The sequence below is a fragment of the Paracoccaceae bacterium genome (genome assembly GCA_019454225.1).
Taxonomy (GTDB): Bacteria; Pseudomonadota; Alphaproteobacteria; order Rhodobacterales; family Rhodobacteraceae.
The window spans coordinates 3,990,397-4,015,213 of sequence record CP075370.1 but is presented as its reverse complement, the minus strand read 5'-3'; the positions used below and the strand labels follow the sequence as shown (position 1 = coordinate 4,015,213).

The window sequence follows — 24,817 nt, the reverse complement described above, 5'->3', positions numbered from 1 at the left end:
ATCGCGGTGCCGGTCAGAGCTGGCGGAACCAGTCATCGACCTCGCGCTCGGCCTCGTCGCGGGCCTTGCCGTAGGTCTTCTGCACCAGGCCCACGATTTCCTCGCGGCGCCCGCTGATGCTGGCCCAGTCGTCGCCGGTGATGTCGCCCCACTTGGCCTTGGCGCGGCCGGACATCTCTTTCCAGGTGCCTTCGATGGTATCCCAGTTCATGGCGATCTCCTTTCGGTTTGCCTTATGCAGACAGAACGCGCGGGTTGCGGTGAAGGTTCCGGACGGGCCGGGAAACAAAACCGGGAACCGCAGGGGCGGGGCGCGCGTTCATCCGCAAAGGTCCGCCCTGTGGCGACCCCGGGGGGCATCGGATGGAACGGCTGGCGCAGCTTGCGACGATCTTCATGGGCGCGGTGGCCGTGGTCTTTGCCATGGTCACGACCCGCGACCTGACGGCGCCGATGGTGCTGGCACTCGCCTTCGGCGTGGTGCTGTCGCCGGTGTCGGATTTCTGGGAACGCTTCGGCTTTTCGCCGGCCTTCGGGGCGCTGACCAGCCTGCTGTTCGCCATGGTCATCCTGATCGGGCTGATGCTGACGTTCCAGCCCATCGTGATGCAGCTGATCGAGGCCGCACCCAAGGTGTTCCGCGATGTGCAGGAGATCGTCGCGTCGTTCCGCAGCTTCACGCAGGGGCTGCCCGAGTTTTCGCAGAACGTGGCCGACGCCCTTTCGCAGGGGTCGGCGACCCCGGGCGCGGAGGCCAACGATGCGGCGTCCGAGATGCCGATCCCGTCGATGACCGATGCGCTGATGCTGGCGCCCAAGGTGGCGGCGCAGGTGCTGACCTTTGCCGGGACGCTGTTCTTCTTCCTGCTCAGCCGGGCGTCGATCTATGACGTGATGGCCCGCCGCCTGTCGGAGCCGTCGAACCGGGCGGTGACGGCGACGCGCCTGCGCGATGCCGAGCATTCGGTGTCGCGCTATTTCCTGACGGTGACGGCGATCAACGCGGTGTTCGGCCTGGCGACGGCAGTGGCGCTGCACGTCATCGGCCTGCCGGGGGCGACGCTGTGGGGCACGGTGGCCTTCATCCTGAACTTCGTCGTCTATCTCGGCCCCGCGATCCTGACGGTGGCGCTGCTGTTCGCGGGGATCGGGGCCTTCGACGGGGCAATGGTGCTGGCCCCGGCGGCGGCCTTCGTGGGGCTGAACATGATCGAGGGGCAGTTCGTGACGCCCGCGCTTGTCGGGCGGAACATGGAGCTGAACCCGCTGCTGGTGTTCGTGGTGCTGCTGTTCGGGATCTGGGTCTGGGGGCCGATCGGCGGCATCGTGGCGATCCCGCTGCTGCTGTGGGCGCGGGTCCTGGGAACCGGGCTTGGCCCGGCGGCGGCTGCGCGGGCGGTCGCGGCGCGCTGATGCCGCGCCGCCGTCAGACCAGTTCCTCGGGCAGGAGCGGCACGGCGTGGCCGTCGCGTTCCGCCACGCGCAGGTCATAGGGGACGACAAAGCCGCTGCGCGCTTCGGGCGGCAGGGCGGCGTTGCGCAGCGCGAGGTCGCGCCAGAGCCGCACGGCACGGGCGGGGTCCAGATAGCCCGGCGCGGCATCGGGCGGCAGCCAGTGCGCCATGGCGCGGTGGCGCAGCGCCCGCACCGTTGCCGGATCGTCCAGCTGCACGCCCGCCTCGGTATCCCATTTCATGCTGCGCCCGTTCAGGTTGGCGGAGGACACGATGGCGGTCCGGTCGTCGAAGACCGACAGCTTGGCATGGACATAGATGATCGGCGCGCCATGCAGGCCGTCGCGCCCCAGGGGGTGATCGCTGGCCCAGCGGCGGCGCTGCGCCGGGCAGCCGACGAACAGCCGCGCGCCGAAGGCCGAGACAAGCGTGCGGATGCAGCGCGATTGAAGCCACTCGCCGCCGCGCACGTCGATGCCGGTCTTGCGCCGGAACGCGAGGTCGTCGGGCGCGCCCGGCAGCATCAGGATCAGCGAGAGGTCCGGTTTGCGCCGCGCCGCATCGGCCAGGCTGCGGGCCAGGGTTCGGTCGCGGAAGAACTGGGTTTCCAGATAGATCAGCCGCTGCGCGCCGCCCACCGCCGCGAGATGGGCATCGCGCAGTTCCGACAGCATCGGTTCGGGGCCGAGGTGCAGGGGCTGGAACCTGCGCTTGCGCGACAGGGTGCGCAGCAGGCCCGATTGCGGCGGCGGCGCGTCGCGCCCCTCGATGGTGCCGAGGAAGGTTTCGAGATGGTCCTGGGCCGCCTGAACCGCGGGGCCGCCGTCGATGCGCAGCTGGATGTCGTGCCAGGTCTGGTCGGGGGCCTGACCGTGGTCAGGGCTGTCGTAGCGACGTTCATCCAGGTCAAGGCCGCCGATGTAGAGCGTGCTGCGGTCGAACACGGCGAGCTTCTGGTGATGCGTGCCGGGAAACAGCCGGGGCACCGGCCAGAACCGCGGCCGCACGCGCCCGCCGGTGCCGATCCGCATCCGCCGTGCCACGCCCGGCATTTCCCGCAGCACCGCGACGCGCGCGGCCGGCGAAAGGCGGTTCAGCCAGGCGGCAGTGCGATGCAGCCGCCGCAGGATGACGGGCCAGAACAGCAGGCGCGGGACAAGGCCGGTTTCGCTGGCGTGCATCGCGGGGATGACGCGCAGGCGGTCATGTGCGCCCGCCAGTTCGGCCGCGGCATGGAACAGCCGCACGGCGCGCCAGGTGTCGCGGTGCATGGCGGCGCGCATGGCCGGATCGACGTCGCTGATGACCATGGTGATCGACACGCCCCGGCGCAGCGTGTGTTCGATCAGGTCGAACCAGGTGGCCCCGATCTGCCGCGCCTCGGCCGAGCGCAGGCGGGTCTGCGGATCGAACACCAGAAAGCTGCCCCAGATCTCGGTGCGGGCCGAAAGAAAGAGCCGTTCGAATTCGGGATAGGCCTCTTGCGCGGTCAGAAGCACCTTCGGGCGGGCGCCGGTGCCCGCCGCCGCGATCGGTCTGCAATCCATCTGTCGGGTCCCCCGGGGCGGCGGCCCGCGCCGGGCCCTGCGCAATGCAACGCGGCACGCCCCGGGACGGTTCCGCACGGGGTCAGGTCTCTGCGAAACGGTGTTCGGCCTCGCTGAGCGCCTTCAGCGGAAATTCGATGACGACGGAGAAGCCCGAAGGGTCGCTGTTGATCGCGAGGTCGCCGGAAAGCTGGGTGGCGAAGGCGGCAAGCAACTGCGCGCCAAGGCCGGTGCTGTCGACCGACGGGGGAACGGTGCGTTCCGCGGTCTCCTGGGCCACGCTGTTGGCCACCCGCAGCGTCGCCCGTCCGTCACCCGCGCGCTTGAGCGAGACCGACAGGCGCACCTGCCCGCTTTCGTCGCGGCCTGCGTGCTTCAGCACATTGGTCAGCGCCTCGGTCAGCACCAGCGACAGGGGCACCGACTGGTCCGGGGTCATCCGGATCGCGTCGAAATCGGTTTCGGGCAGAATCTGCCGTCCGGGCAGAACGCCCATGCGCAGCACCTGCGCGACGATGGTGGACAGCAGCTCATCTGCCCGCACATCGGTCAGGCCGCTGGTCTGGTAGAGTTCGCGGTGAACGGTTGCCAGGCTCATCACCCGGTCGTGCAGGCCCTTGACGATCAGCTTCGCCTCGGGGCTGAACGCCTTGCGCATCTGGATGTTCATGATCGACGCGATCAGCTGCAGGTTGTTCTTGACCCGGTGGTGCACCTCGCGCAGCAGCACCTCTTTCTGGTGGACCATGTCCTCGAGCGCGGCCTCGTCATGCAGGACGCTTTCGACGAGCCGCTCGTAGGCCTCGCCGACGTCGCGAAGCTCGTTCGGTGCGCGGTCGAGACCGGGCGGCTCAACCGACCGGCTGCCGCCCGCAAACGCGATGATCGAGCGGCGCAGGCTGCGGACATGGCGCAGCACCTGGTGTTCGGCCGCGATCCACGCGACCAGCAGGCTGGCAAGCCACATCAGGAAGGGAAACACCCAGAGCGGCAGGATGCCGCCCAGGGTGCCCGACATGGCCACCGTGGGCGACCAGGCGCTGAGGACGTAGAGCGACCCTTCGGCCACCGGGACGACCGCGAAGGCGCGCGCATCGCCCGAGGGCGTCCGGCCGGAAAAGGTGTGGGCGCCCTGCCGCGTCAGGCTTGTCAGGTCGATATCGCGGGGCAGGCGATGTTCGAGCGACTCCATCCCGTAGGCGGCCGTCAGAACCGTGCCCTCGCCCGTGAAGGTGATCAGCGCGAGCGGTTCGGGGGTGGAGGACTTGTTCCCGTCGCCCGAGATCGAGGGGATGTAGTCAAGCGCGCGATGCGGGACGGAGGCCGAGACAAAGCCCAGAAGCGCGCCATTGGACCCGGTGACGGGGTTCGAGAAGATCATCACGGATTCGCCGGTCACCGCACCCTTGGGATTGACGGTCATCACCGGGCGCGGCTTTGCCAGAAGTTGGCGGCGTTCGGGGGTGTCGGGCAGCACATGGGTCTGCCCGGTCGAGGCGCAGGTCACCGGCCCGACGATCGGCACGAAACCGGCGAAGGTGATGCCCGGCTCGATCTCGACGACCCTGCGGAACGTGGCGATGCAGGCGTCGTTCTGCCCCAGCAGCGCGGGCATCACCGCGGCCAGCGCGCGCACCGTCGCCTTGGTGGTGCCGATCATGTCCACCAGCGGGCCGGCGGCAAGCTGGGTCTGGCCCAGCAGCGCCACCTCGGCGCGGGCGCGCGCCTCGGCCTGCACCCGTTCGGCCTGAAGGTAGGCCAGCACCGCAAGCGGGGTCAGCGCCAGGCCCACGGCCATGACCAGGCGTGTTCCAAGGCGACCGGGCAGGGGCCCGCGCGCGGCGTCGGGGATCATGCGGCGCTGAGCCCCGATCGCAGGACGACCGCCATGGTGGCACGGTCGGATGCGGCCAGATCCTCGCCCGGACCGGTCATTCCCAGGATCTCGCACAGCCGGACGCGGGCGCGGCTGGCGCGGCTTTTCACCGTGCCGCGGGCGACGCCCATCATCGCGGCGGCCTCTTCGTAGGAATACCCATTGGCTCCGACAAGGATCAGCACCTCGCGGTGTTCGGCGGAAAGCTGGTGGAAGGCGCGCATGAACTCGCCCATCGCCAGCCGGGAATCGTGATGCGGCTTTTCCGACAGCGAACCGGCGTGAAAACCGTCGGGATCCGAAACCTCGCGCCCGAGCTTGCGGCGGTCGGAGAAGAACGTGTTGCGCAGGATGGTGAACAGCCAGGCCTTGAGATCGGTGCCCAGCGAGAATTTGTCAAAGCGCGTCCATGCCTTGACGATGGTGTCCTGAACCAGGTCATCGGCGGCGGCATGGTTGCGCGTCAGCGACATCGCGAAGGCGCGCAGGGCAGGGATGTGGTCGGCGATCGCATCGCGCGGATCGTGCATCGGCGCAGCGGTTTCCGTCACGATTTTCCCTCCTTCTCGCGCAGCTGCGCCAGCAGCAGGCGGAACCTGTCGGGGACCTCCTCGCTGAGCGCGGCCTGGTAGACCCGCTTCAGGTTCTCGTCGATCTCGCGTGCCAGGGGCGTCGCGACGTTGCGCGCACCCCGGTTTGGCCGTTCGGCCTTGTCAGATATGTCCCCGGACAATTTTTTCACCTTTCCACGCTTCCCCCGGAACCGAACGCTCCACATCCGCGTTGGTTCCGCACGACACGCAAAAAAATCAGGAGCGACATGATGAGTGCGTCCGACGCCGACAGCCTGACGGCCGCCATTGCCCGCAACCTTCCCTACCTGCGCCGCTACGCCCGCGCCATCACCGGCAGTCAGGACAGCGGCGACCGTTTCGCGGCAGCAACGCTGGAGGCGCTTCTGGAGGACATGAAGGTCATGCAGGCCGCCGACGACCCCAAGGTGGCGCTGTTCCATGCGTTCCATCTGGTCTGGGCCAGTGCCGGGGCGCCGCTGGGCGATCCGGACAGCGCCATGTCGGCCCGGGCGCAGGCCCACATGGCCCGCCTGACGCCGCATTCTCGCGAGGCGCTGCTGCTGCATGTCATCGAGGGGTTCAGCCATCGCGACATCGCGGCGATCATGCAGATCGACACCGACGAGGCCACGCACCTGATCGCGGTGGCCGTGGAAGAGATGGAAAGCACCGTCGCCGGCCGGGTGATGGTGATCGAGGACGAGGCGATCATCGCGATGGACATCGTGGATATCGTGCAGGGAATCGGACACAAGGTGACCGGGACGGCGCGCACCCGGGACGAGGCGGTGGCGCTTGCCCTGCGGGACCGGCCCGACCTGATTCTTGCCGACATCCAGCTGGCCGACAATTCATCGGGGATCGATGCGGTCAACGACATCCTGGCGCGTTTCGCGGATACGCCGGTGATCTTCATCACCGCCTTCCCCGAGCGTCTGCTGACGGGCCAGCGGCCGGAACCGGCCTTCCTGATCACCAAGCCCTTCACCGAGGATCAGGTTCGCTCGGCGGTCAGCCAGGCGATGTTCTTTGCCTCGACCGAACCCCTGGCGGCGTGACGCCACGTTCCCCCGGCCGCGACGCGGGCGGGGGAACCCCGGCGGGGTGGCCTGCGTTTCGCATGCACGAGGCCCGGCAGACCGGGCCGTCTGAAACGCAGAGGAAGGAGGATCCCATGATCCGCACCACCGCACTTGCCGCAGCGCTTGCCGCGATGACGGGTTCGGCGCTTGCCAGCGTCGAACGCGTGGCCGAGGTTGAAGTGGTCACCGACATCACCGCAATCCAGAACGAGCGGGCCGCGGCCTATTGGGTCAACCTGGAGACCGACCTCGAGGCCGCGATCCTGACCCGGATCGTCGACCGCACCGCCGAGGAAGGCGCCAAGATCCGCGTGCTGATCCGCGAGATCGAACTCGCGAACGCGTTCGAGCGCACCTACAACCTGTCCGATGCCGTGCTGGTCGGACGGGTGATCGTGACCGACCCCACCGATGGGCGCAACGACAACGTCTATGACCTGTCGCTGTCGCTGCAGGGGGCACCGCAGATGGTCGCCGCCGACGGCACGCCGGTCGTGGTATCGACCATCGACACGCCCGAGGCCTATCGTGCCCTTGTCGAGGCCTATGCCGACAACATCGTGCAGCGCCTGGACTGACGCTGCATTTCAGGCCCCGGGCACCACGCCCGGGGCCGTTTGCGCCCGGTCGCACAGAACCCGCGCGACGCTGTCATGCGCAAAGGGAAAGTCCAGCACCGCCAGATCGTTCGTTTCCGGGCCCGCCGTCTGGCCAAGCAGCACCACCCGCGCACCCCGTGCCTGCATCGCGCCGAGGATGACCGGCGCCTGCGGATCGGCAAGATCGAGGTGCAGGAACGCCATGTGCAGCGCCGTCCCTTCCGGAACGAGTGCCGCCAACCCCGGCCCCGGCGGCGCCATGATGATCTCGGCCGTTGCATCGCACTCGCGGATGCTGCCCGCCAGATCCTCCGCGATCAGCGCGACAGGCTCAGCCACCAGATAGGTCCGCACGCCCATTCCACACCTCCGCCATGTTGAACGCGCATATGGAACCGGTTCGGGCCCCCGCGCATTAAACTGCGACATAGTTGACGCAAGGACATGCCCGATGCCCGCCACCGACTGCGCCCTCTGCCCGCTGCGACAGCGCAGGCTGTTCGTGCCGTTCAGCACCGCCGAACTCGCCTTCATGCAGGATTTCAAGGCCGGCGAGATCACCGCGCAGCGCGGCGACATCGTCCTTCACGAGGGCGAGATGTCGCCCCGGCTGTTCACGGTCTTGTCCGGCATGGCCACGCGGTCGGTGCTGCTGCAGGACGGCCGGCGGCAAGTGATCAACTTTGTATTTCCGGGCGATTTCGTCGGGCTGCAGGCCGGGCTGATGGGCGAGGGCAAGCACACCGTGCAGGCCGCCGCGCCGATGACGTTGTGCAGTTTCTCGCGGGCGCGGCTGTGGGAACTGTTCCGCGATCAGCCCGAGCGCGCCTATGACCTGACCTGGATCGCGGCGGTCGAGGAGCATTTCCTGGGCGAGACCATCGCCACGCTGGGGCAGCGCGACGCCATCGAACGGGTCGCCTGGGCGCTGATGCGGATGTGGCGGCGGCTGGCGGCGGTCGGTCTGGCGCAGGATGCGACCGTGCCCCTGCCCTTCCGCCAGCAGGATCTGGCCGATGCCCTGGGGCTTTCGCTGGTGCATACCAACAAGACCATGGCCCGGTTGCGCCGGGCCGGGCTGGCCATCTGGGCCGAGGGTCGGCTGACACTGCTTGATCCGGTGCGACTTGCCGCGATCGCCGGCCTGACGGATCAGCGCGAGGAGACCCGCCCGATCCTGTGATGCGACCGTTCGGCGCGGGAACCGGGGCCGCCCTTCGCGCGTTGTAGATTCATGAACGATGCGCCGTTTGCGCGATACGCGCAGGCGCCCCAAACCGCCCACACCCGGGATCGCGGCTGCGCGCGCGTTGCGCGGGGCGGTTCCGCCTTGTCGCAAGGAGAACGCAATGAAGGACCAATCCAGGACCGCCACCGCCGAGGAACTGCGCCACGCCGCGGGCGAAAAGATCGCCGCTGCCGCAATGGCAACCCGGGCCGCCGCGGGCGCGGCCGTGTCCGAGGCCCAGGACAAGGCGGTCGAGGCGCTGCATGTCGTGGGGGATGCGGCGGTGAAGCGTGCCGATGGCGCCAAGGTGGCGCTGTCCGATGCGGGCGACCGGCTGGCCAGCGGACTGCGCAACGCCGCGTCCGACGCGGCGCCCGACAGCTTGCAGGCCCGGTCGCTGAACACGCTCGCGGGCGGCATCTCGGATGTTGCGGGCGGGATCGCGCGGCAGGACGTCTCGACACTGCTGACGGACGCCCGCGCCTTTGCCCGCCGCCATCCCGGCGCCTGCGCCGTGGGTGCGGCGCTTGCGGGCTTTGCGCTCGTGCGCCTGCTGCGCGCCGAACCGACCCGCCGCCTGCCGCAGACCTCGGCCTGATGCCGGTGCCGCGCGATCCCCTGGCCGACCTTCTGGCCCGCGTTCTGGCCGACCTGTCTCGGCTGGTCCGCGGCGAGATCGCGCTGGCACGGGCCGAGGCCGCGCGCACCGTGCGGACGGCCGCCGCCGGCGTCGCCCTGGTGGTCGCCGGTGTCGTGCTGGGTCTGGTCGCGCTGATCGCCGCTGCGGCGGCAATCGGGGCCGGACTGGTCGCTGCCGGGCTGTCACCGGCGGCGGCCGCTGCGGCAACCGCAGCGGGCTTTGCCGCGCTTGCCGTGCTGTGCGCCAGCCTCGGCCTGCGCCGCCTTTCGGCCCGGAACCTGGCTCCGCAGCGTATCCTTCGCAGTCTTGCGCGGGATGTGGAAACCCTTGAACGAATGGTGAAATCAGATGCTTGATGATCGCACAGACCCGCATTCCATCGAGGCCCGCGTCACCCGTGACCGGGCGGAACTGGCCGCGTCGGTTGCCGCTCTGCGCGACCGGCTGAACCTCGACAGCCTGGTGTCCGACGGTGCGGCCGCGATTCGGCGCCATGCGGGGCCGCCGCTGCGCGCGGTCGACCGGGCGGTGCGTGACAACCCTGCGGGCGTCGCGCTGATGCTCGCGGGGGTCGCGTGCCTTGCCTTCGGCCGCCGCCGCGCCCCGGATGCACCCGCCCCCGATCCGCTGGCCGGAACGAAGTTCGAGGCGATCAGCCGGTGGGAGGATGAGGGCGGACCTGTCTCGCCCGATCCTCGCGCGGCCCCGGCGCCGCGCGACGACTGGATGGCCGAGGCCGAGGGGATCGGCAAGCGCGCCCGAGAGGCACTGGCGGTGCTTGACCGCGCGGCGGCCCGGGCCCTGGCCCCGGCGGCCGACATCGCCCGCGACCGGGCGCAGGTGCTGGCCGACCGGGCGGCCGATCTTGCCCGGGTGTTCCGCAAGGATCTCGACGGTCTGTCCGAGGCGGCCCAGGACCGCATCGCGCAGGCCCGCAAGGCGGCCTTCCAGGCACGGCAGGCCAATACGGTGCGCGAGATGCTGGCGCGGATGGCCGAGGATTTTCCGTTGGCCACCGCCGCCGTCGCGGCGGGGGCGGGGGCGGCGCTGGCATCGGCCTTCCCCGTGACGGATGCCGAACGGCGGACCCTTGCGGCACCGCGCGAGGCGCTGCTGGCCGAGGCCCGCCGCGTGCTGGACGAGGAGCGCGGCCGCGCAGAGGTGCTTGCCGAAAACCTCGCTGCCGACCTGAGGGAGGACATGCGCCGCGCGACAGGCCGGGTGGCCGAGACGGCGCGCGCCATCATCGACCCCGAGGGCTGACCTGCCGGGCGCTTTGGCCCGCCCCCCGGCGTCGGGGGCGGTGCCCTTCAGGAACCGGTCAGAACCACTGGCCGGGCTCCATCAGGCCAAGGTCCATCAGTTGCTGACTGTTCCACTGGAACGCAGTCGAGTTGCGCCACCGGAAATCGCGGATGTCGAACTTGGACCCCGGATTGGAACGCAGCGCCTTGGCGGTGCGGAAGCTCATCACGGCGGTGGTGATGTTGTTGTGCCAGGGGCAGGCGTAGGTGTTGTATTCCTCGTCCGTGAAGGTGAAATCCTCGCGCAGGGCCAGCCCGGGCTTGGCGCGGAACAGCGCGATGCGGTCGATCTTGCGCCGCGCGGGGGGCACATGTTCCTCGAACCGCCAGCGCAGGCCGCCGAAGAAATCCAGCTGACGTTCCTTCGGATGGTTGTGGTTCGCAGGATCGGGCCGCCCGAGGGCATAGTAGCCTGATCGGTCGAGCAGCGCCTCGGTGGGCGAAACCGCGTCGGGATAGGCCGACAGATCGCCGGCATAGAGGTCGATCACATAGGCGAGGAAGGCATCGCGCCGCTCCTCGGCATGGAAGGCGATGAGTTCCCGGACATTCCGTGTCTCGCAGAACGGAAAGAACAGGTATTCGGCGTTGTATCCGTAGTAGATCCAGCGGCCGGGCAGCGCCTCGATGGCAGCGTTGACCGCCCTGGTCATCGCGGCCTCGGCATGGACATCAAGCCGGACGAGATGCAGGCGCGGCAGTTCCGGCTGCGCCGGCTCGATCCCCGCCGGGGCAAGCAGCGCCACCTCGGCAAACCCCGCGCGCAGGTGGTGGGCGATGGTGCCGTCAAGCTCGGTCCCGTCCTCGGCCATGATCAGCGCCAGCGGGCCCTTGACCCCGCGTCCCGCGGCATCTGCCAGATAGGCCGTCAGGCTGTCGTGCCGCATCGGTTGCCCCCGTTTCGCGCGATCCTTCGCGTCATGCCCCAGAATCGTTGAATTTTTCCCTGCGGTCAAACCCGCATCGGCGCCTTGGTTGCCGCGCGGGTGGTGAAGGTGTAGAACCCCGGGCTGATCCTGACACCGGACCTTGCCATGACCACGCCGAAGAAGCTGTTCGTCAAGACCTACGGCTGCCAGATGAACGTGCATGACAGCGAGCGCATGGCCGAAGTCATGGGTGGCGAGGGCTATGTCGCCTCCGACAGCGCCGAGGGCGCGGACCTGGTGATCCTGAACACCTGCCACATCCGCGAGAAGGCTTCCGAAAAGCTGTACTCCGACCTCGGGCGCCTGAAACCCCTGAAGCAGGCCAATCCCGCGATGAAGATCGCCGTGGCGGGTTGCGTCGCGCAGGCCGAGGGGGCCGAGATCGTGCGGCGGATGCCGCTGGTCGATCTGGTCGTCGGGCCGCAGAGCTATCACCGGCTGCCCGGCATGATGCGACAGGCGGCGGACGGCGGGCGGGCCATCGACACCGAATTTCCCCCCGAAGACAAGTTCGACCACCTGCCGGAACGGCGGATGATGCGGGGGCCCACCGCCTTTGTCACCGTCCAGGAAGGCTGCGACAAGTTCTGCGCGTTCTGCGTCGTGCCCTATACCCGGGGCGCCGAGGTCAGCCGCCCGGTCGCCCGCATCCTGGCCGAGGCGGAGCGGCTGGCCGCGCAGGGCGTGCGCGAGGTCACGCTGCTGGGGCAGAACGTCAATGCCTGGCACGGCGCGGGCGAGGGCGGCGAATGGGGCCTTGGCCGGCTGGTGCGGGCACTGGCGCAGGTGGAGGGGATCGACCGTCTCCGCTATACCACAAGCCATCCCAACGACATGTCCGACGACCTGATCGCGGCGCATGGCGATGAACCCAAGCTGATGCCCTATCTGCACCTGCCGGTGCAGTCGGGGTCGGACCGGATCCTGAAGGCGATGAACCGCAAGCATCGGGCGGCGGACTACCTGCGCCTGGTCGAACGCATCCGCGCGGCCCGGCCCGACATCCTTCTGTCGTCGGATTTCATCGTGGGCTTTCCGGGCGAGACGGATGCGGATTTCGAGGCGACGATGGCGCTGATCCGGGCCGTGGGCTTCGGGGCCGCGTTCAGCTTCAAGTACTCGGCGCGGCCGGGAACCCCGGCGGCGGAAAAGGCCCCGGTTGCCGCAGAGATCGCGGACGACCGGCTGCAGCGGCTGCAAGCGCTCGTCTCCGCGCAGCAGCAGGCGGCGCAGGCGGGGATGGTCGGACGCGAGACAACCGTGCTCTATGAAAAGCCGGGTCGCATGCCGGGGCAATGGGTTGGCAAGTCGGAACACCTGCACGCGGTGCATGTGGTTGATCCGCAGGGCGCCGCAGGACAACTTGTGCGGGTACGCATAAGGGCTTCGGCGCCGAACTCGCTGGCAGCGGACCGGCTGGCCTGACTCTGACGTTTCCGTTGCGTCACCAATGCTGCCGCGACGGGCCGCACAATCGACGTATCCGCAACAATTAGGGCGATGCGGCCCCGATACCGCCATATTCTGCTTTACAACCTGCCATCTGCGGTGCCAAAATTTTCCTCAACATCATATAGTGTCCAAATAAGCTTCCGGGGGTGCTGCCTTGATCAGGGGAATGACTACGGCCATGCGGGGTGCGATGGCCGCCGCAGCCTTGGCGGTCTGTGCCGTGGGCGCGGTGCCCGCCGAGGCCCAGACCAAGCCGCGCCAGGTCGGCGTGATCGAATGGGGCGCCTGGATCGACGACGACGGCTGCATGCACTGGTGGGCGGACGGTGGCCTGGAAGGCTACATGGTGCCGCGGCGCAACCCGAAGACGGGCAAGCCGGTCTGCCTGAAAAAGAACACCTGCCTGGTGGAAAACACCGACACGCTGTTCGCGACCGACAGCCACCACCTGACGGCCCACGGCCGCGCCCGGCTGCAGCACTTCTTCCAGACGGCGGGCGCCTTTGGCTACGCGATCTACGGCCACACCGACAGCCGCGCCTCGGATGAGTACAACATGCGCCTGTCCGAGCGCCGTGCGCGTTCGGTGGCGCAGGTCGCCCGGTCGGTCGGCGCGGTAGTCGAGCGCGAGATCGGTTATGGCGAGCGTCAGCCGATCGCCACCAATTCCACGGCGGCCGGTATGCAAAAGAACCGTCGCGTCGAAGTCGTCTGCTACCGGTGGTGAAAAACATGAACATCCGCTTCGCCCCTGCGGCGCTTCTGGGCGCCCTCGCGCTGTCCGCCTGTGAAGGCGGCCTGACGCCCTATGTCGAGAATCCGAACACGGTGATCGCCACGGCCCGCGATACGGGCCGCGACAACATCAGCCTGCGCAACGGCGGGTTCGCCATCGCCTACGACCCGGACGGCTGCCAGAACTGGATCGCGGATGATGGGGTCGAGGGCTATTCGACGCCCCGCTACGATCCGGTGTCGGGCCTGCCGGTCTGCAACAACCACTTCCCGCCGGGCGCCGTGGTCAAGGATTACCAGACCCGCGACGCCGGTATTCGCGACTACGTGCCGGGCACCAGCCGTCGCTGATGCAGGTCGCCGCAGGGCACCACATGTCGAAATCTTCGGTCGGGGGCCGCAGCCAGCGCTGCGGCCCTTTCGCATCGCGGCAGGCTTCGCGCGGCGCATCGTTGCCGCCCGACGATCTGCCCGGTTTGTCATCGAACCGGCACGTTTCCGCGCCATCTTCGGATCATGCGGTACATGCCGCTTGCCAGCGCCCGGATGCGGGCGCAGATTCGCCTTACGGCCCTGCAACAAGGAGACCCCATTGGGCATCAGTGCGCTGACCCCCCCGACCGCCGCCGATGATGTTGTGGAAACGCTTCTGGAATTTCCCGACAACCGGCTGATGAAGGCGCTCTGCGGCGAGTATGACCGCAACCTGGCGCAGATCGAACACCAGACGGGGGTGCACATCCTGCCAAGGGGCAACAGGCTTGCCATCATCGGAGAGAGAAGCGCACGGGAGCAGGCCGCCGCGGTGCTGCGCTCGCTCTATGCCCGGCTTGAGGCGGGGCGGGGCGTGGTCGCCGGCGACATCGACGGCGCCATCCGTCTGGGCCGGCCGGTGGCGGCCATGCCCGCCGACGGCGAGCAGATCGAGATGTTCCAGGGTGGCAAGTACGAACTGCGCACCCGGCGCAAGCCCATCGAACCCCGGACCGAGGCGCAGAAGGCCTATGTCAAGAACCTGTTCGACAACGAACTGGCCTTCGGCATCGGGCCTGCGGGGACGGGCAAGACCTATCTTGCCGTGGCGGTGGGCGTGACGATGCTCATCTCAGGGGCGGTCGAGCGCATCATCCTGAGTCGCCCGGCCGTCGAGGCGGGCGAGCGGCTTGGGTTCCTGCCTGGCGACATGAAGGACAAGATCGACCCCTACATGCAGCCGCTTTACGACGCGCTGAACGATTTCCTGCCGCAGAAGCAGGTGCAGAAGCTGATGGAGGAAAAGCGGATCGAGATCGCTCCGCTGGCCTTCATGCGCGGGCGCACGCTGTCGGGCGCCTTCGTGGTGCTGGACGAGGCGCAGAACGCCACCACCATGCAGATGAAGATGTTCCTGACCCGCCTGGGCGAGGGCAGCCGCATGGTGATCACCGGCGACCGCACGCAGGTGGACCTGCCGCGCGGCACGGCGAGCGGTCTGGCCGATGCCGAGCGCATCCTGAAAGGGGTGCGCGGCGTATCGTTCAACTACTTCACCGCGAAGGATGTGGTGCGCCATCCGCTTGTGGCCCGCATCATCGAGGCCTATGAGGCCGACGATGGAGCCGCTGGTTGATACGGTGATCGAGGATGCCCGGTGGGAAACCGCCGGGCTTGGACTGCTGGCCGAAGGGGCGGTGCGGGCGGTTCTGGCCGACCGGGGGCTGGCGCCCGAGGGGTTCCAGATCAGCCTGATGGGCTGCGACGATGCCCGCATCGCCGCGCTGAACGCCGATTTCAGGGGAAAGCCCGCGCCCACGAACGTGCTGTCCTGGCCTTCCGAGGACCTGTCGGACGGGAATGTCGGGCGTGAACCCGCCCGCCCCCTGCCGGGCGAGGCCGGTGACCCCTGGGTGCTGGGTGACATCGCCATCGCCTGGGACACCTGCGCGCGTGAGGCGGGCGCGCAGGGAAAGGCCATGGCGGACCACGTCACGCATCTGATCGTTCATGCAACCTTGCATCTGCTGGGCTATGACCATGAGACCGAGTCGGATGCGGAATTGATGGAAGGCACCGAGGTGCGTATTCTGCGCAGTCTCGGGGTTGCCGATCCCTATGCGTGATCCCATCTGACCGCGAGCACGAACCGAGGCGCCCGGACGGCGCCACCAGACGGAAAAGGACCCATGGGCAGTACCAGCGACGGATCTACGGCAGCGCGCCGCGCGCCGGATCCCGAAACCGCCGAGCCTCCGCAGATTCAGCCCCGACCACGGGGCCGCAGCGATCAGCGGGGATTGATCAGCCGACTTCTCAAGGTGCTGGGCCCCGCACAGCCCGCCGCGCCGGTGCCGGAAGGCCCGGCCGTCGCGACGCCAGGCGGGCCGGCCGCCCCCGCCCATGGCATGGCCAACCTGCGCCGCCTGCGGGTCGACGACGTCTCGATCCCGAAGGTCGACATCATCGCCGTGCCGCTGGATATCGGCCGCGACGACCTGGTCGAGGTGTTCCGCAAGCATGGCTTCTCGCGCCTGCCGGTCTACAAGGGCACGCTGGACCATCCGCAGGGTCTGGTGCTGCTGAAGGACCTGGCCCTGACGCACGGGTTCGGCACCGGTGGCCGGTTCGGGCTGAAGAAGCTGCTGCGCCCGATCCTCTATGCCCCGCCCTCGATGCCGGTGGGCGTGCTGCTGCAGAAGATGCAGCGCGAGCGGGTGCACATGGCCCTGGTCATCGACGAATATGGCGGTGTCGACGGGCTGGTGACGATCGAGGACCTGATCGAGACGGTGATCGGCGAGATCGAGGACGAGCACGACGAGGACGAGGGCGCCCTGTGGAAGTCCGAGAAGCCCGGCGTCTTCGTGGCCCAGGCCATCGCGCCGCTGGAAGAGCTGGAGGCCGCCATGGGCTTGCGGCTGCGTGTGGGCGAGGATGATGAGGATATCGACACCGTCGGCGGCCTGGTGTTCCTGCGCACCGGCCGGGTTCCGGCCCGGGGCGAGGTGGTGCCGCATGAAAGCGGCGCCGAGTTCGAGGTGATCGACGCCGACGCGCGGCGCATCAAGCGGTTGCGCATCCGGCTGCCCGGCGCTGCCGCGCAGGTCCCCGCGCCCGAGCCTGCCCCCGCCCCGGCGGTCGCCGAAGGGGCATGAGGGCGCTGCCCCTGGCCAGCCTGCCCCTGTCGGGCTGGCCGCTGCGGGGCGCTGCCTTCGGGCTTGGCGCGGTGGCGGCGACCGGACAGGCGCCGCTGTCCTTCTGGTGGCTGGCGCTGCCCGCCCTGTCCGTTCTGACGCTTGCCGTTGCCCGGGCCGCGACGCCGCGGCAGGCTGCGGCACTGGCGCTTTGGGCGGGGGCCGGCCACTTCGGGCTTGGCCTTTCCTGGATCGTCGAGCCGTTTCTGGTGGATGCCCCCCGGCATGGCTGGATGGCGCCCCTTGCGGTGGTCCTGATGGCTTTCGGGCTGGCCTTGTTCTGGGCGGTCGCGGGATGGATGTCCGCGCGATTGCAAGGTGTTGCCGCGCGTGCCATGGGCTTTGCGCTGGCCCTGACGGCGGTCGAGGCGGCGCGCGGGGTCGTCCTGACCGGCTTTCCCTGGGCGCTGCCCGGCCATGTCTGGATCGGGACGCCGGTGATGCAGGCGGCGGCCCATGTGGGGGCGAACGGTCTGACGCTGATCGCCGCGGTGGCGGCGGCGCTGCCGGTGGCGTTCCGGTGGCGGGGCGGCGGGGCGGCGGCGGCCATGGTGGCCGGTCTGTGGGTCTGGGGTTCGGTTCGGCTGGCGGATGTGCCGGCGCCGCCGCCCGATGCGCCTGTCCTGCGGCTGGTCCAGCCGCATGCCGAACAGCACCTGAAATGGGATGCCGATCTTGCGCGCCGACACCTGGACGTCGCGCTTGACCTGACCCGGGGCAATCCGGGCGCGCCCGTGCCGGACCTGGTGATCTGGCCCGAAACGGCGCTGCCCTATGTGCTGGACAGCGCGCCGGGCGCCCTGGCGCTGATCGCCGAGGCCGGGGGCGGGGCGCCCGTGGCCGTGGGGGCGCAGCGCAGCGATGGCGGATGGCGGGCGTGGAACAGCCTTGCCGTGATCGGGCCGGATGGCGGTGTCGGCGCAGTCTATGACAAGCATCACCTTGTTCCCTTTGGCGAATACATGCCGATGGGCGATCTTCTGTTCGCGTGGTTCGGCCTGAGGGCCTTTGCCGCGCAGGAGGGGCATGGCTATTCGGCCGGGCCGGGCCCCGCGCTGCTGGACCTTGGGCCGGGGCTGGGGCGGGTGCTGCCGCTGATCTGCTACGAAGCGGTGTTTCCCGCCGCGCTGCGGGCGCCGGGCGGGCGGGCCGACTGGATTCTGCAGATCACCAACGACGCCTGGTTCGGCACCCTGACCGGGCCCTACCAGCACCTTGCCCAGGCGCGGTTGCGGGCGGTCGAGCAGGGGCTTCCCCTTGTCAGGGTCGCCAATACGGGGGTCTCGGCGGTGATCGACGCAAGGGGTGGGGTGGTGGCCACCATTCCGCTGGGCGTCCGCGCCGCCCGAGACCTGACGCTGCCGGTTGCCGCACCGCCCACGATTTACGCGCGATACGGCGAGACGCCCTTCTGGCTGTTGTGGGCAGGGTGCGCCGCCATGGCCTTTGCGGTGTCGCGGCGGCGGCGGGATTGACGTTCACCCAACAAGGCGCTAGCGCGATGCATCACACCGTCACAACGGCTTCCTGGCGTGGCGGATTGACACAATGGAGCGCTTCCCATGTCCCGTCTGAACTATGTCTTCACTTCCGAGTCCGTCTCGGAGGGCCACCCCGACAAGGTCTGTGACCGCATTTCCGACGCGGTTCTGGATGCCTTCCTGTCGGCAGAACCCCATGCCCGTGTGGCCTGCGAGACCTTTGCCACAACCAATCGTGTGGTGGTCGGCGGCGAGGTGGGGCTTTCGAAGAAGAAGCACCTGAAAGAGATGATGCGCCGGGTCGAGGACATCGTCCGCGACTGCGTCAGGGACATCGGGTACGAGCAGGACAAGTTCCACTGGAAGTCGGTGAAGGTCCACAACTACCTGCACGGCCAGTCGGCGCATATCGCGCAGGGGGTGGACCGCGACGGCGCGGGCGACCAGGGCATCATGTTCGGCTATGCCTGCCGCGAGACGCCGGAGCTGATGCCGGCGCCGATCCAGTATTCCCACGCGATCCTCCGGCGGCTGGCCGAGGTGCGGAAATCGGGGCAGGAGCCGAGCCTGCGCCCGGATGCCAAGTCGCAGATTTCATTGCGTTATGAGGATGGCAAGCCGGTCGAGGTGACGTCGATCGTGCTGTCGACGCAGCACGCCAGCGAGGACCAGACCTCGGACGACGTGCGCGCCATTGTCGAGCCCTACATCCGCGAGGTCCTGCCGTCGGGCTGGATCACCGACAAGACCGAATGGTGGGTCAACCCGACCGGCTGCTTCGTGATCGGCGGGCCGGATGGCGACGCCGGGCTGACCGGGCGCAAGATCATCGTCGATACCTATGGTGGTGCGGCCCCCCATGGTGGCGGCGCGTTCAGCGGGAAAGACCCGACCAAGGTTGACCGCAGCGCGGCCTATGCCGCCCGCTATCTGGCGAAAAACGTTGTGGCGGCAGGACTTGCCGACCGCTGCACGCTGCAGCTTTCCTATGCCATCGGGGTGGCCAAGCCGCTGTCGATCTATGTCGACACGCATGGCACCGGACAGGCGGAGGCGCAGGTGATCGAGCGCGCCGTGGGCGAGGTGATGGGGCTGACGCCGCTGGGCATCCGCCGCCACCTGGAACTGAACAAGCCGATCTATGCCCGCACCTCGGCCTATGGCCATTTCGGGCGGGCGCCCGAGGCGGATGGCGGGTTCAGCTGGGAACGCACCGATCTGGCCGAGGCGCTGCGCAAGGAAGTCGAGCGCACCGCCTGACCGACCCCGGGACACTGCATTCGCCGCGTTCCGCGCCATTCCGGCGCGGGGCGCGGCGAATCATGTGTTAACGCCTGATTTTCCCCGGAAACCCGCGTCGGTTTCCCGTCCCGCCCGCGTCGGTTCCGCGTATGGCATCCGTCCCGACAGGCCGCGCCCCGGGGGCGGGGTTAACGCAACGCGCGGTGTCTGACCGCGCGGCATGCACTGGCGCGCCCCCGGGCCGGTTTGCGTCCCCGCATCCGTCAAATCCGCGTCGGCCCCTTTGACAGGAGCCATGGCGCGGCGGAACCTGCGATCCGTGCCTTGGCCTTGATGGGAATGCCCATGGATGCGCGCATCGTGTTCGGCGTGATACTGGCGGTCGTGGCCGTATCGGGCGTGCTGGTTCTGGGCGGGCTGGCGGGAAGCGCCGCGCGGCCGCTGGCCAATGTGACGGTCGTGCGGGTGCTCTATTCCGCCGTGCTGGTGACGGCGGCGATGTTCCTGCTGCGCGAGCTGGAGGGGCTTTGGGCACGGCCGCCCACGACCATCGGGCCGCTGAAATACTCGATCGAGGGCAAGCCCGACGACGTGCGGGCCGAGGCGCTGGGCCATCGCATCCGCGAACGCTATGCCTCGCTGAACCGGTTCTTCCGCGACCTTGCCGCGCAGCGCGCGCGCGAGGTCGCCGCCGAGCGCGGCGGCGGGCAGGTGGTGCCATCGCTGGAGGGCACCCCGGCGCTGACCCGCGAGGGCGAGACACCGCTGGAGATCAACGTGCAGGGCGTCGATTTCGGCCGCATCCTGGGGGCGCTGCGCAAGTCGGTCTATTCGTCGGACCAGATCGCGGGAACGGTGGTGGCGGGCAAGGACGGCGCGGCGCCGGTGGCCATGCTGAACTGGGCGGGCGCGCCGCAACCGGCGCATCTGCCGGGGGAGACCGCCCGGCTGATGGCGTTCGACACCGCCACGAACGAGGACGAACTGGCCACCGCGATTGCCTGTGCGATGATCTGGGCGCAGGCGGTCCAGCCCGAGGCCAGCACGATCCGCTGGGTCCGCCGGACGCAGTATTGCGACTGGGTGACGGCGGCGCTGATCTGGCGGGACCTGGTGGACCGGGCCGCCGCGCCCGGCGGGCTGGTCGAGGGCGACCTGCTGCGCCTGGGCCGGGCGCGCGGTCTGGTGGACCGGCTGCATGCGCAGAAGGTGACCTTTGCCGAGGTCTACCGGCTGCGCGCCTCGCTCATCTCGCTCGATCCAGCCGCGACCGAGGCGGATGCGGTGACCGCGAAGGAAAGCACCTTCATCGCCGCGCAGATCCAGCAGGGCAGGTCATTCGACGAGGCGCTGGCCGAACTGGTGAAGGAGCAGGAGCGCGAGCGCGCGCAGGAGCGCGAACGGGTGGCCGCCGCCGCGACGTCGCCCGACCCCGGAACGCTGTTCGCGCCGACGCTGGCCAGCCCGACCCTGAAGGCGATCCTGACGCGGTCGTGGCAGGCGCTGCCGCAAGAAAGGACCGGCGCGGTGTTCGGGGCGGCATCGGCGGCGACCGGGGCGGTGATCGTGGCGGGGCGGGAAAACCCGCTGGTTGGGACCGGTTTCGTGGTGGGGCCCGGCCTGGTCATGACCACCAGGGAGGTGGCCGAGGTGATGCAGGCCGCGGTCACCAGTGCGACGCTGGGGGGATTTACCCTGTCGGCCAATCCGCGCGAGCCGGGCGAGGTGCACCGCGTGGCCGCCGTGACCCTGCTGGAGACGCCGGCGGGCGGTCTGGCCGTGCTGCATCTGCCGACGCTGCCGGACACTCCGGCGCCGCTGGACCTGGCCGACAGCCCCGGCGCGGCGGTCGCCGGGCGTGCCATCGGCATCGTCGGCTATCCGGTCGATTCCGGCGCCGCGCTGCTTTCGGCCTGGGCGGCGGCCCCGGCGGGCTGGCCGGAGCGCGCGACCGGAACGCGGCTGGCCGGTCTGGGCCGGATCATCGCCGCGCCGGGATCGGCCAGCGACCGCCTGGTGCATGACGCGACGACCTTTCCCGGGCATTCCGGCGCGCCGGTGATCGACATGGAAACCGGCCGGGTGCTGGCCGTGCATTCGGCCAAGGACAGCGAGGGGCGCGGCATGGCGGTGCCGCTGCTGGAGGGGATGCTGGCGTCGCTGCGGCCGATGACGCCGCCCCGGCCCTAGGGGGCTTGGCGCTTGACGGCGGGGGGGCGGGCGGATAGCGGGCGCGGCATGACCGCCCCCAGCACACCCGAGCGCCGCAATTTCTATGGCCGCGTCCATGGCAAGACGCTGCGGCAGAGCCAGAAGACCTATCTGGCCGAGGACCTTGACCGGTTCCGCCTGCGCGGCGTGACGGTGGAGGAGAACCCCGGCCGCGCCATGCTGGACCTTGCGGGGCTGGCGCGGGGGCGGCCGGTCTGGCTGGAGGTGGGGTTCGGCGGCGGCGAGCATCTGGTGCATCAGGCGGCGCGCAACCCCGATGCCTTCCTGATCGGGGCAGAGCCCTTCGTGAACGGCATCGCGATGTGCCTGGGCAAGCTGCGCGCCGGCGAGGCGGGGAACGTGGCGATCCATCCGGGCGACGTGCGCGACCTGCTGGACGTGCTGCCCGGCGGCGGCGTGGCCAAGGCGTTTCTCAACTATCCCGATCCCTGGCCCAAGGCGCGGCACCACCGGCGCCGTTTCGTGACGCCGGGCTATCTGGGCGCGCTGGCGCGGGTGATGCGGGCGGGGGCCGAGTTCCGGGTGGCGACCGACATTCCCGACTATGTGCGCCAGACGCTGGACGAGGTGCCCCGGGCGGGGTTCGACCTGGTGGCCGGGGGCGGTGTGGCCTGGGATGACTGGCTGTCGACCCGCTATGAGCAGAAGGCGCTGCGCGAGGGGCGGGTGCCGCATTACCTGACCTTCCGGCGGGCCGGGGCACTCTAGGCGGATGTCCTGCGACATGGGTGGATGATTTTCGCGCCTTGGTTGTGCTAGGCTGCCCCGAATATTGCCGGGGGGCGTGCGATGGCCGAGGACTGCATCACCAACTGCCATGTCCATACCTTTACCGCCGCGCATGTGCCGCGGGATTTTCCGCATCGCGCGCTGCGCCCGTTCAAGGTGATGCCCTTCCTGATCCGCTGGATGGCGGGCCTGTGCCGGGTGATCGGCCAGCATGGCTGGGGTTCGGCGCTGGACCGGCTCTACCGGTTCCAGACCGAGGCCGGGCGCGGCACGCAGGCCGAGGTGATGGATCGGGTGATTCCGCATTATCCCCGTGGCACGCGGTTCGTGGTGCTGCCGATGGACATGGAGCACGCGGGCCATGGCGCGGTGGAGCGGGGGCTTGAGGACCAGCTGCGCGAGCTGAAGGCGCTGCGCGACGATCCGCGCTTTGGCGGCGCGGTGATTCCCTTCGTCACGGTCGATCCCCGGCGCCCGGGCGCGGGCGGGCTGGTGCGGCGCTGGATCGAGGACGAGGGGTTCCGGGGCCTGAAGCTGTATCCCCGGCTGGGCTATCCGCCCGACCATCCGGTGCTGATGGACGAGGTCTATCCGCTGATCGCGGCGCGGGGGCTGCCGGTGATGACGCATTGTTCGCGCGGCGGTGTCGCCGGACGCGGCATCGGCACGGCGCAGGGCGACGCCTGGTCGGCGCCCGAGGCCTGGTTGCCGGTGCGCGACCGGTTCCCGGACCTGCGGGTCTGCCTGGCGCATTTCGGGGGCATGACGGACTGGCGCAGTTATGTGGACGAAGGCATCGACCCCCGCGACGCCGCGGCGCAGGCGGCCAACTGGCAGGTGGCGATCCGCAAGATGATCGAGGGCGGCGACTGGCCGAACCTGTGGACCGACATTTCCTACACGCTGTTCCAGTTCGAGGATTTCGCGCCGTTCCTGAAGATCTTCCTGCAGGATGAACGGCTGGCGGCGCGGGTGCTGTTCGGATCGGATTTCTACATGACCCGGCAGGAGGTGCTTTCGGAACGGGCGGTCTGTTTCCGGCTGCGGGTGGCGCTGGGCGAGGAACTGTTCCGGCGCATCGCCATCGAGAACCCGCGCGTCTGGCTGGGCGAGGCCGCGCAGGCGGCGGGCTGACTGGACGTCGGCGGGGCCTTGCGCTAGTGCCGTGGCGAGTTTTTCGCAGGGGGAAGCGGCATGTCCGGCCATGGTGAGGCGCAACCGATGACGGCGCGGGCCGGGGGCCCGCTGCGCGGCGTGGCCGAGGTGCCCGGCGACAAGTCGATCAGCCACCGGTCGCTGATCTTCGGTGCCATGGCGGTGGGCGAGACGCGGATATCGGGGCTGCTGGAAGGTCAGGACGTGCTGGACACGGCATCGGCGATGCGCGCCTTCGGGGCCAGGGTCACGCGGCATGGCGCCGGTGTCTGGACGGTCGATGGCGTGGGTGTCGGGGGGTTCCGCGAGCCTGCGGACGTGATCGACTGCGGCAATTCGGGCACCGGCGTGCGGCTGATCATGGGGACGATGGCCACGACGCCGATCACGGCCACGTTCACCGGGGATGCCAGCCTGCGCAAGCGGCCGATGGGGCGGGTGACGGACCCGCTGGCGCTGTTCGGCACGCGGGCCTACGGGCGGCAGGGCGGGCGGCTGCCCATGACGGTGGTGGGCGCGGCGAACCCGGTTCCGGTGCGCTATGCGCTGCCGGTGGCCAGCGCGCAGGTGAAATCGGCCGTGCTGCTGGCCGGGCTGAACGCCCCGGGCGAGACGGTGGTGATCGAGCGCGAGCCGACGCGCGACCATTCGGAACGGATGCTGCTGGGGTTCGGGGCGCAACTGTCGGTGGAAAGGACCGGTGAGGGCCATGTCATCACCCTGACCGGCCAGCCGGAGTTGCGGCCGCAGGCGGTGGCGGTGCCGCGCGATCCGTCCTCGGCGGCGTTTCCCGTCTGTGCGGCGCTGATCGTCGAGGGGTCGGACATCACCGTGCCGGGGGTCAGCCAGAACCTGACGCGGAACGGGCTGTACCTGACGCTGGTCGAGATGGGGGCCGAGATCGAGTTCCTGAACCCGCGCGAGGAGGGGGGGGAGCCGGTGGCCGACCTGCGCGTGCGGTTCTCGGGCGAGATGCGGGGCATCGAGGTGCCGCCGGAGCGGGCGCCGTCGATGATCGACGAATACCCGATCCTGTCGGTGGTGGCGGCCTTCTCGCATGGCCGCACGGTGATGCGGGGGGTCAGGGAACTGCGGGTCAAGGAAAGCGACCGGATCGACGCGATGGCGCGCGGGCTGGAAGCCTGCGGCGTGCGGGTCGAGGAGGACGAGGACACGCTGATCGTGCACGGCATGGGGCCGGGCGGGATGCCGGGCGGGGCGACCTGCGCGGTGCATCTGGACCACCGGATCGCGATGAGCTTTCTGGTCGCGGGGATGGCGGCGAAATCGCCGGTTGCGGTGGACGACGGCAGCCCGATCGCCACCTCTTTCCCGATCTTCGAGGGGCTGATGAACGGGCTTGGCGCCCGCATCCGGCGCGGCTGAG

26 protein-coding genes and 1 riboswitch are annotated in these 24,817 nt (G+C 69.5%); of the genes, 19 read left to right on the top strand and 7 right to left on the bottom strand.

What is annotated here, in order from left to right; all coding sequences use genetic code 11:
* Nucleotides 1-13: 13 nt before the first annotated feature.
* On the bottom strand, nt 14-211 hold the full coding sequence (locus KF887_19135) for a CsbD family protein (GenBank protein QYK41447.1): 198 nt from the start codon (nt 209-211) through the stop codon (nt 14-16).
* 152 nt (nt 212-363) lie between these two features.
* Here KF887_19135 and KF887_19130 point away from each other — a divergent pair, with 152 nt between their 5' ends.
* A complete protein-coding gene (locus KF887_19130; GenBank protein QYK41446.1) occupies nt 364-1,413 on the top strand; it encodes an AI-2E family transporter in 1,050 nt (349 codons plus the stop codon).
* 13 nt (nt 1,414-1,426) lie between these two features.
* Here KF887_19130 and KF887_19125 read toward each other — a convergent pair whose 3' ends face one another.
* The 4 genes from KF887_19125 to KF887_19110 form a co-directional block, all read right to left on the bottom strand.
* On the bottom strand, nt 1,427-3,001 hold the full coding sequence (locus KF887_19125; protein ID QYK41445.1) for a phospholipase: 1,575 nt from the start codon (nt 2,999-3,001) through the stop codon (nt 1,427-1,429).
* Nucleotides 3,002-3,083: 82 nt separating this feature from the next.
* Nucleotides 3,084-4,856 (bottom strand): sensor histidine kinase, encoded by a 1,773-nt coding sequence (locus tag KF887_19120; GenBank protein QYK41444.1) that lies wholly within the window; start codon nt 4,854-4,856, stop codon nt 3,084-3,086.
* Nucleotides 4,853-5,407 (bottom strand): RNA polymerase sigma factor, encoded by a 555-nt coding sequence (locus KF887_19115; GenBank protein QYK43662.1) that lies wholly within the window; start codon nt 5,405-5,407, stop codon nt 4,853-4,855. The genes KF887_19120 and KF887_19115 overlap by 4 nt, the downstream gene beginning before the upstream one ends.
* A gap of 17 nt (nt 5,408-5,424) precedes the next feature.
* On the bottom strand, nt 5,425-5,655 hold the full coding sequence (locus KF887_19110; protein QYK41443.1) for a hypothetical protein: 231 nt from the start codon (nt 5,653-5,655) through the stop codon (nt 5,425-5,427).
* A 42-nt stretch (nt 5,656-5,697) separates the two neighbouring features.
* On the opposite strand from KF887_19110, the gene KF887_19105 reads away from it, so the two are divergent.
* On the top strand, nt 5,698-6,510 hold the full coding sequence (locus KF887_19105; protein QYK41442.1) for a response regulator: 813 nt from the start codon (nt 5,698-5,700) through the stop codon (nt 6,508-6,510).
* A gap of 116 nt (nt 6,511-6,626) precedes the next feature.
* A complete protein-coding gene (locus KF887_19100; protein ID QYK41441.1) occupies nt 6,627-7,112 on the top strand; it encodes a hypothetical protein in 486 nt (161 codons plus the stop codon).
* Between the two features lie 9 nt (nt 7,113-7,121).
* Here the strand turns inward: KF887_19100 and KF887_19095 are convergent, their stop codons facing one another.
* A complete protein-coding gene (locus KF887_19095; GenBank protein QYK41440.1) occupies nt 7,122-7,493 on the bottom strand; it encodes a hypothetical protein in 372 nt (123 codons plus the stop codon).
* A gap of 91 nt (nt 7,494-7,584) precedes the next feature.
* On the opposite strand from KF887_19095, the gene KF887_19090 reads away from it, so the two are divergent.
* The 4 genes from KF887_19090 to KF887_19075 all read left to right on the top strand — a co-directional run bounded on the left by KF887_19090 (nt 7,585) and on the right by KF887_19075 (nt 10,264).
* Nucleotides 7,585-8,316, top strand: a complete 732-nt coding sequence (locus KF887_19090) for a Crp/Fnr family transcriptional regulator (protein ID QYK41439.1) — start codon at nt 7,585-7,587, stop codon at nt 8,314-8,316.
* Between the two features lie 166 nt (nt 8,317-8,482).
* Nucleotides 8,483-8,959: a hypothetical protein gene (locus KF887_19085; protein ID QYK41438.1), complete on the top strand. Its 477-nt coding sequence runs from the start codon at nt 8,483-8,485 to the stop codon at nt 8,957-8,959.
* A gap of 5 nt (nt 8,960-8,964) precedes the next feature.
* A complete protein-coding gene (locus tag KF887_19080; protein QYK41437.1) occupies nt 8,965-9,357 on the top strand; it encodes a phage holin family protein in 393 nt (130 codons plus the stop codon).
* Nucleotides 9,350-10,264, top strand: a complete 915-nt coding sequence (locus tag KF887_19075; GenBank protein ID QYK41436.1) for a hypothetical protein — start codon at nt 9,350-9,352, stop codon at nt 10,262-10,264. The genes KF887_19080 and KF887_19075 overlap by 8 nt, the downstream gene beginning before the upstream one ends.
* Before the next feature lie 58 nt (nt 10,265-10,322).
* Here the strand turns inward: KF887_19075 and KF887_19070 are convergent, their stop codons facing one another.
* On the bottom strand, nt 10,323-11,192 hold the full coding sequence (locus KF887_19070; GenBank protein QYK41435.1) for a hypothetical protein: 870 nt from the start codon (nt 11,190-11,192) through the stop codon (nt 10,323-10,325).
* Between the two features lie 147 nt (nt 11,193-11,339).
* On the opposite strand from KF887_19070, the gene miaB reads away from it, so the two are divergent.
* The 12 genes from miaB to aroA all read left to right on the top strand — a co-directional run bounded on the left by miaB (nt 11,340) and on the right by aroA (nt 24,816).
* A complete protein-coding gene (miaB, locus tag KF887_19065) occupies nt 11,340-12,659 on the top strand; it encodes a tRNA (N6-isopentenyl adenosine(37)-C2)-methylthiotransferase MiaB (protein ID QYK41434.1) in 1,320 nt (439 codons plus the stop codon).
* A 205-nt stretch (nt 12,660-12,864) separates the two neighbouring features.
* A complete protein-coding gene (locus tag KF887_19060; GenBank protein QYK41433.1) occupies nt 12,865-13,413 on the top strand; it encodes an OmpA family protein in 549 nt (182 codons plus the stop codon).
* A gap of 5 nt (nt 13,414-13,418) precedes the next feature.
* The gene (locus tag KF887_19055; protein QYK41432.1) at nt 13,419-13,772 is read left to right on the top strand and encodes a hypothetical protein; all 354 of its coding nucleotides are present in this window, start codon (nt 13,419-13,421) and stop codon (nt 13,770-13,772) included.
* Nucleotides 13,773-14,013: 241 nt separating this feature from the next.
* Complete coding sequence (locus tag KF887_19050) at nt 14,014-15,030, top strand: PhoH family protein (GenBank protein ID QYK41431.1); 1,017 nt, start codon at nt 14,014-14,016, stop codon at nt 15,028-15,030.
* Nucleotides 15,014-15,520 (top strand): rRNA maturation RNase YbeY, encoded by a 507-nt coding sequence (gene ybeY, locus KF887_19045; protein QYK41430.1) that lies wholly within the window; start codon nt 15,014-15,016, stop codon nt 15,518-15,520. Before KF887_19050 ends, ybeY begins: the two co-directional genes overlap by 17 nt.
* Before the next feature lie 63 nt (nt 15,521-15,583).
* A complete protein-coding gene (locus KF887_19040) occupies nt 15,584-16,552 on the top strand; it encodes a CBS domain-containing protein (GenBank protein QYK41429.1) in 969 nt (322 codons plus the stop codon).
* Nucleotides 16,549-18,066, top strand: coding sequence for an apolipoprotein N-acyltransferase (gene lnt / locus KF887_19035; GenBank protein QYK41428.1), 1,518 nt, complete (start codon nt 16,549-16,551; stop codon nt 18,064-18,066). Before KF887_19040 ends, lnt begins: the two co-directional genes overlap by 4 nt.
* A 33-nt stretch (nt 18,067-18,099) precedes the next feature.
* Nucleotides 18,100-18,147: riboswitch (SAM riboswitch) on the top strand.
* Nucleotides 18,148-18,153: 6 nt separating this feature from the next.
* Nucleotides 18,154-19,332, top strand: coding sequence for a methionine adenosyltransferase (metK, locus tag KF887_19030; GenBank protein ID QYK41427.1), 1,179 nt, complete (start codon nt 18,154-18,156; stop codon nt 19,330-19,332).
* Nucleotides 19,333-19,659: 327 nt separating this feature from the next.
* Entirely contained in the window at nt 19,660-21,504 is a 1,845-nt protein-coding gene (locus KF887_19025; protein QYK41426.1) for a trypsin-like peptidase domain-containing protein, read from the top strand.
* 48 nt (nt 21,505-21,552) lie between these two features.
* Nucleotides 21,553-22,254, top strand: coding sequence for a tRNA (guanine(46)-N(7))-methyltransferase TrmB (locus tag KF887_19020; GenBank protein ID QYK41425.1), 702 nt, complete (start codon nt 21,553-21,555; stop codon nt 22,252-22,254).
* Between the two features lie 81 nt (nt 22,255-22,335).
* Nucleotides 22,336-23,409: an amidohydrolase gene (locus KF887_19015; GenBank protein QYK41424.1), complete on the top strand. Its 1,074-nt coding sequence runs from the start codon at nt 22,336-22,338 to the stop codon at nt 23,407-23,409.
* Nucleotides 23,410-23,469: 60 nt separating this feature from the next.
* Complete coding sequence (aroA, locus tag KF887_19010) at nt 23,470-24,816, top strand: 3-phosphoshikimate 1-carboxyvinyltransferase (protein ID QYK41423.1); 1,347 nt, start codon at nt 23,470-23,472, stop codon at nt 24,814-24,816.
* The last annotated feature ends 1 nt before the right edge of the window (nt 24,817 follow it).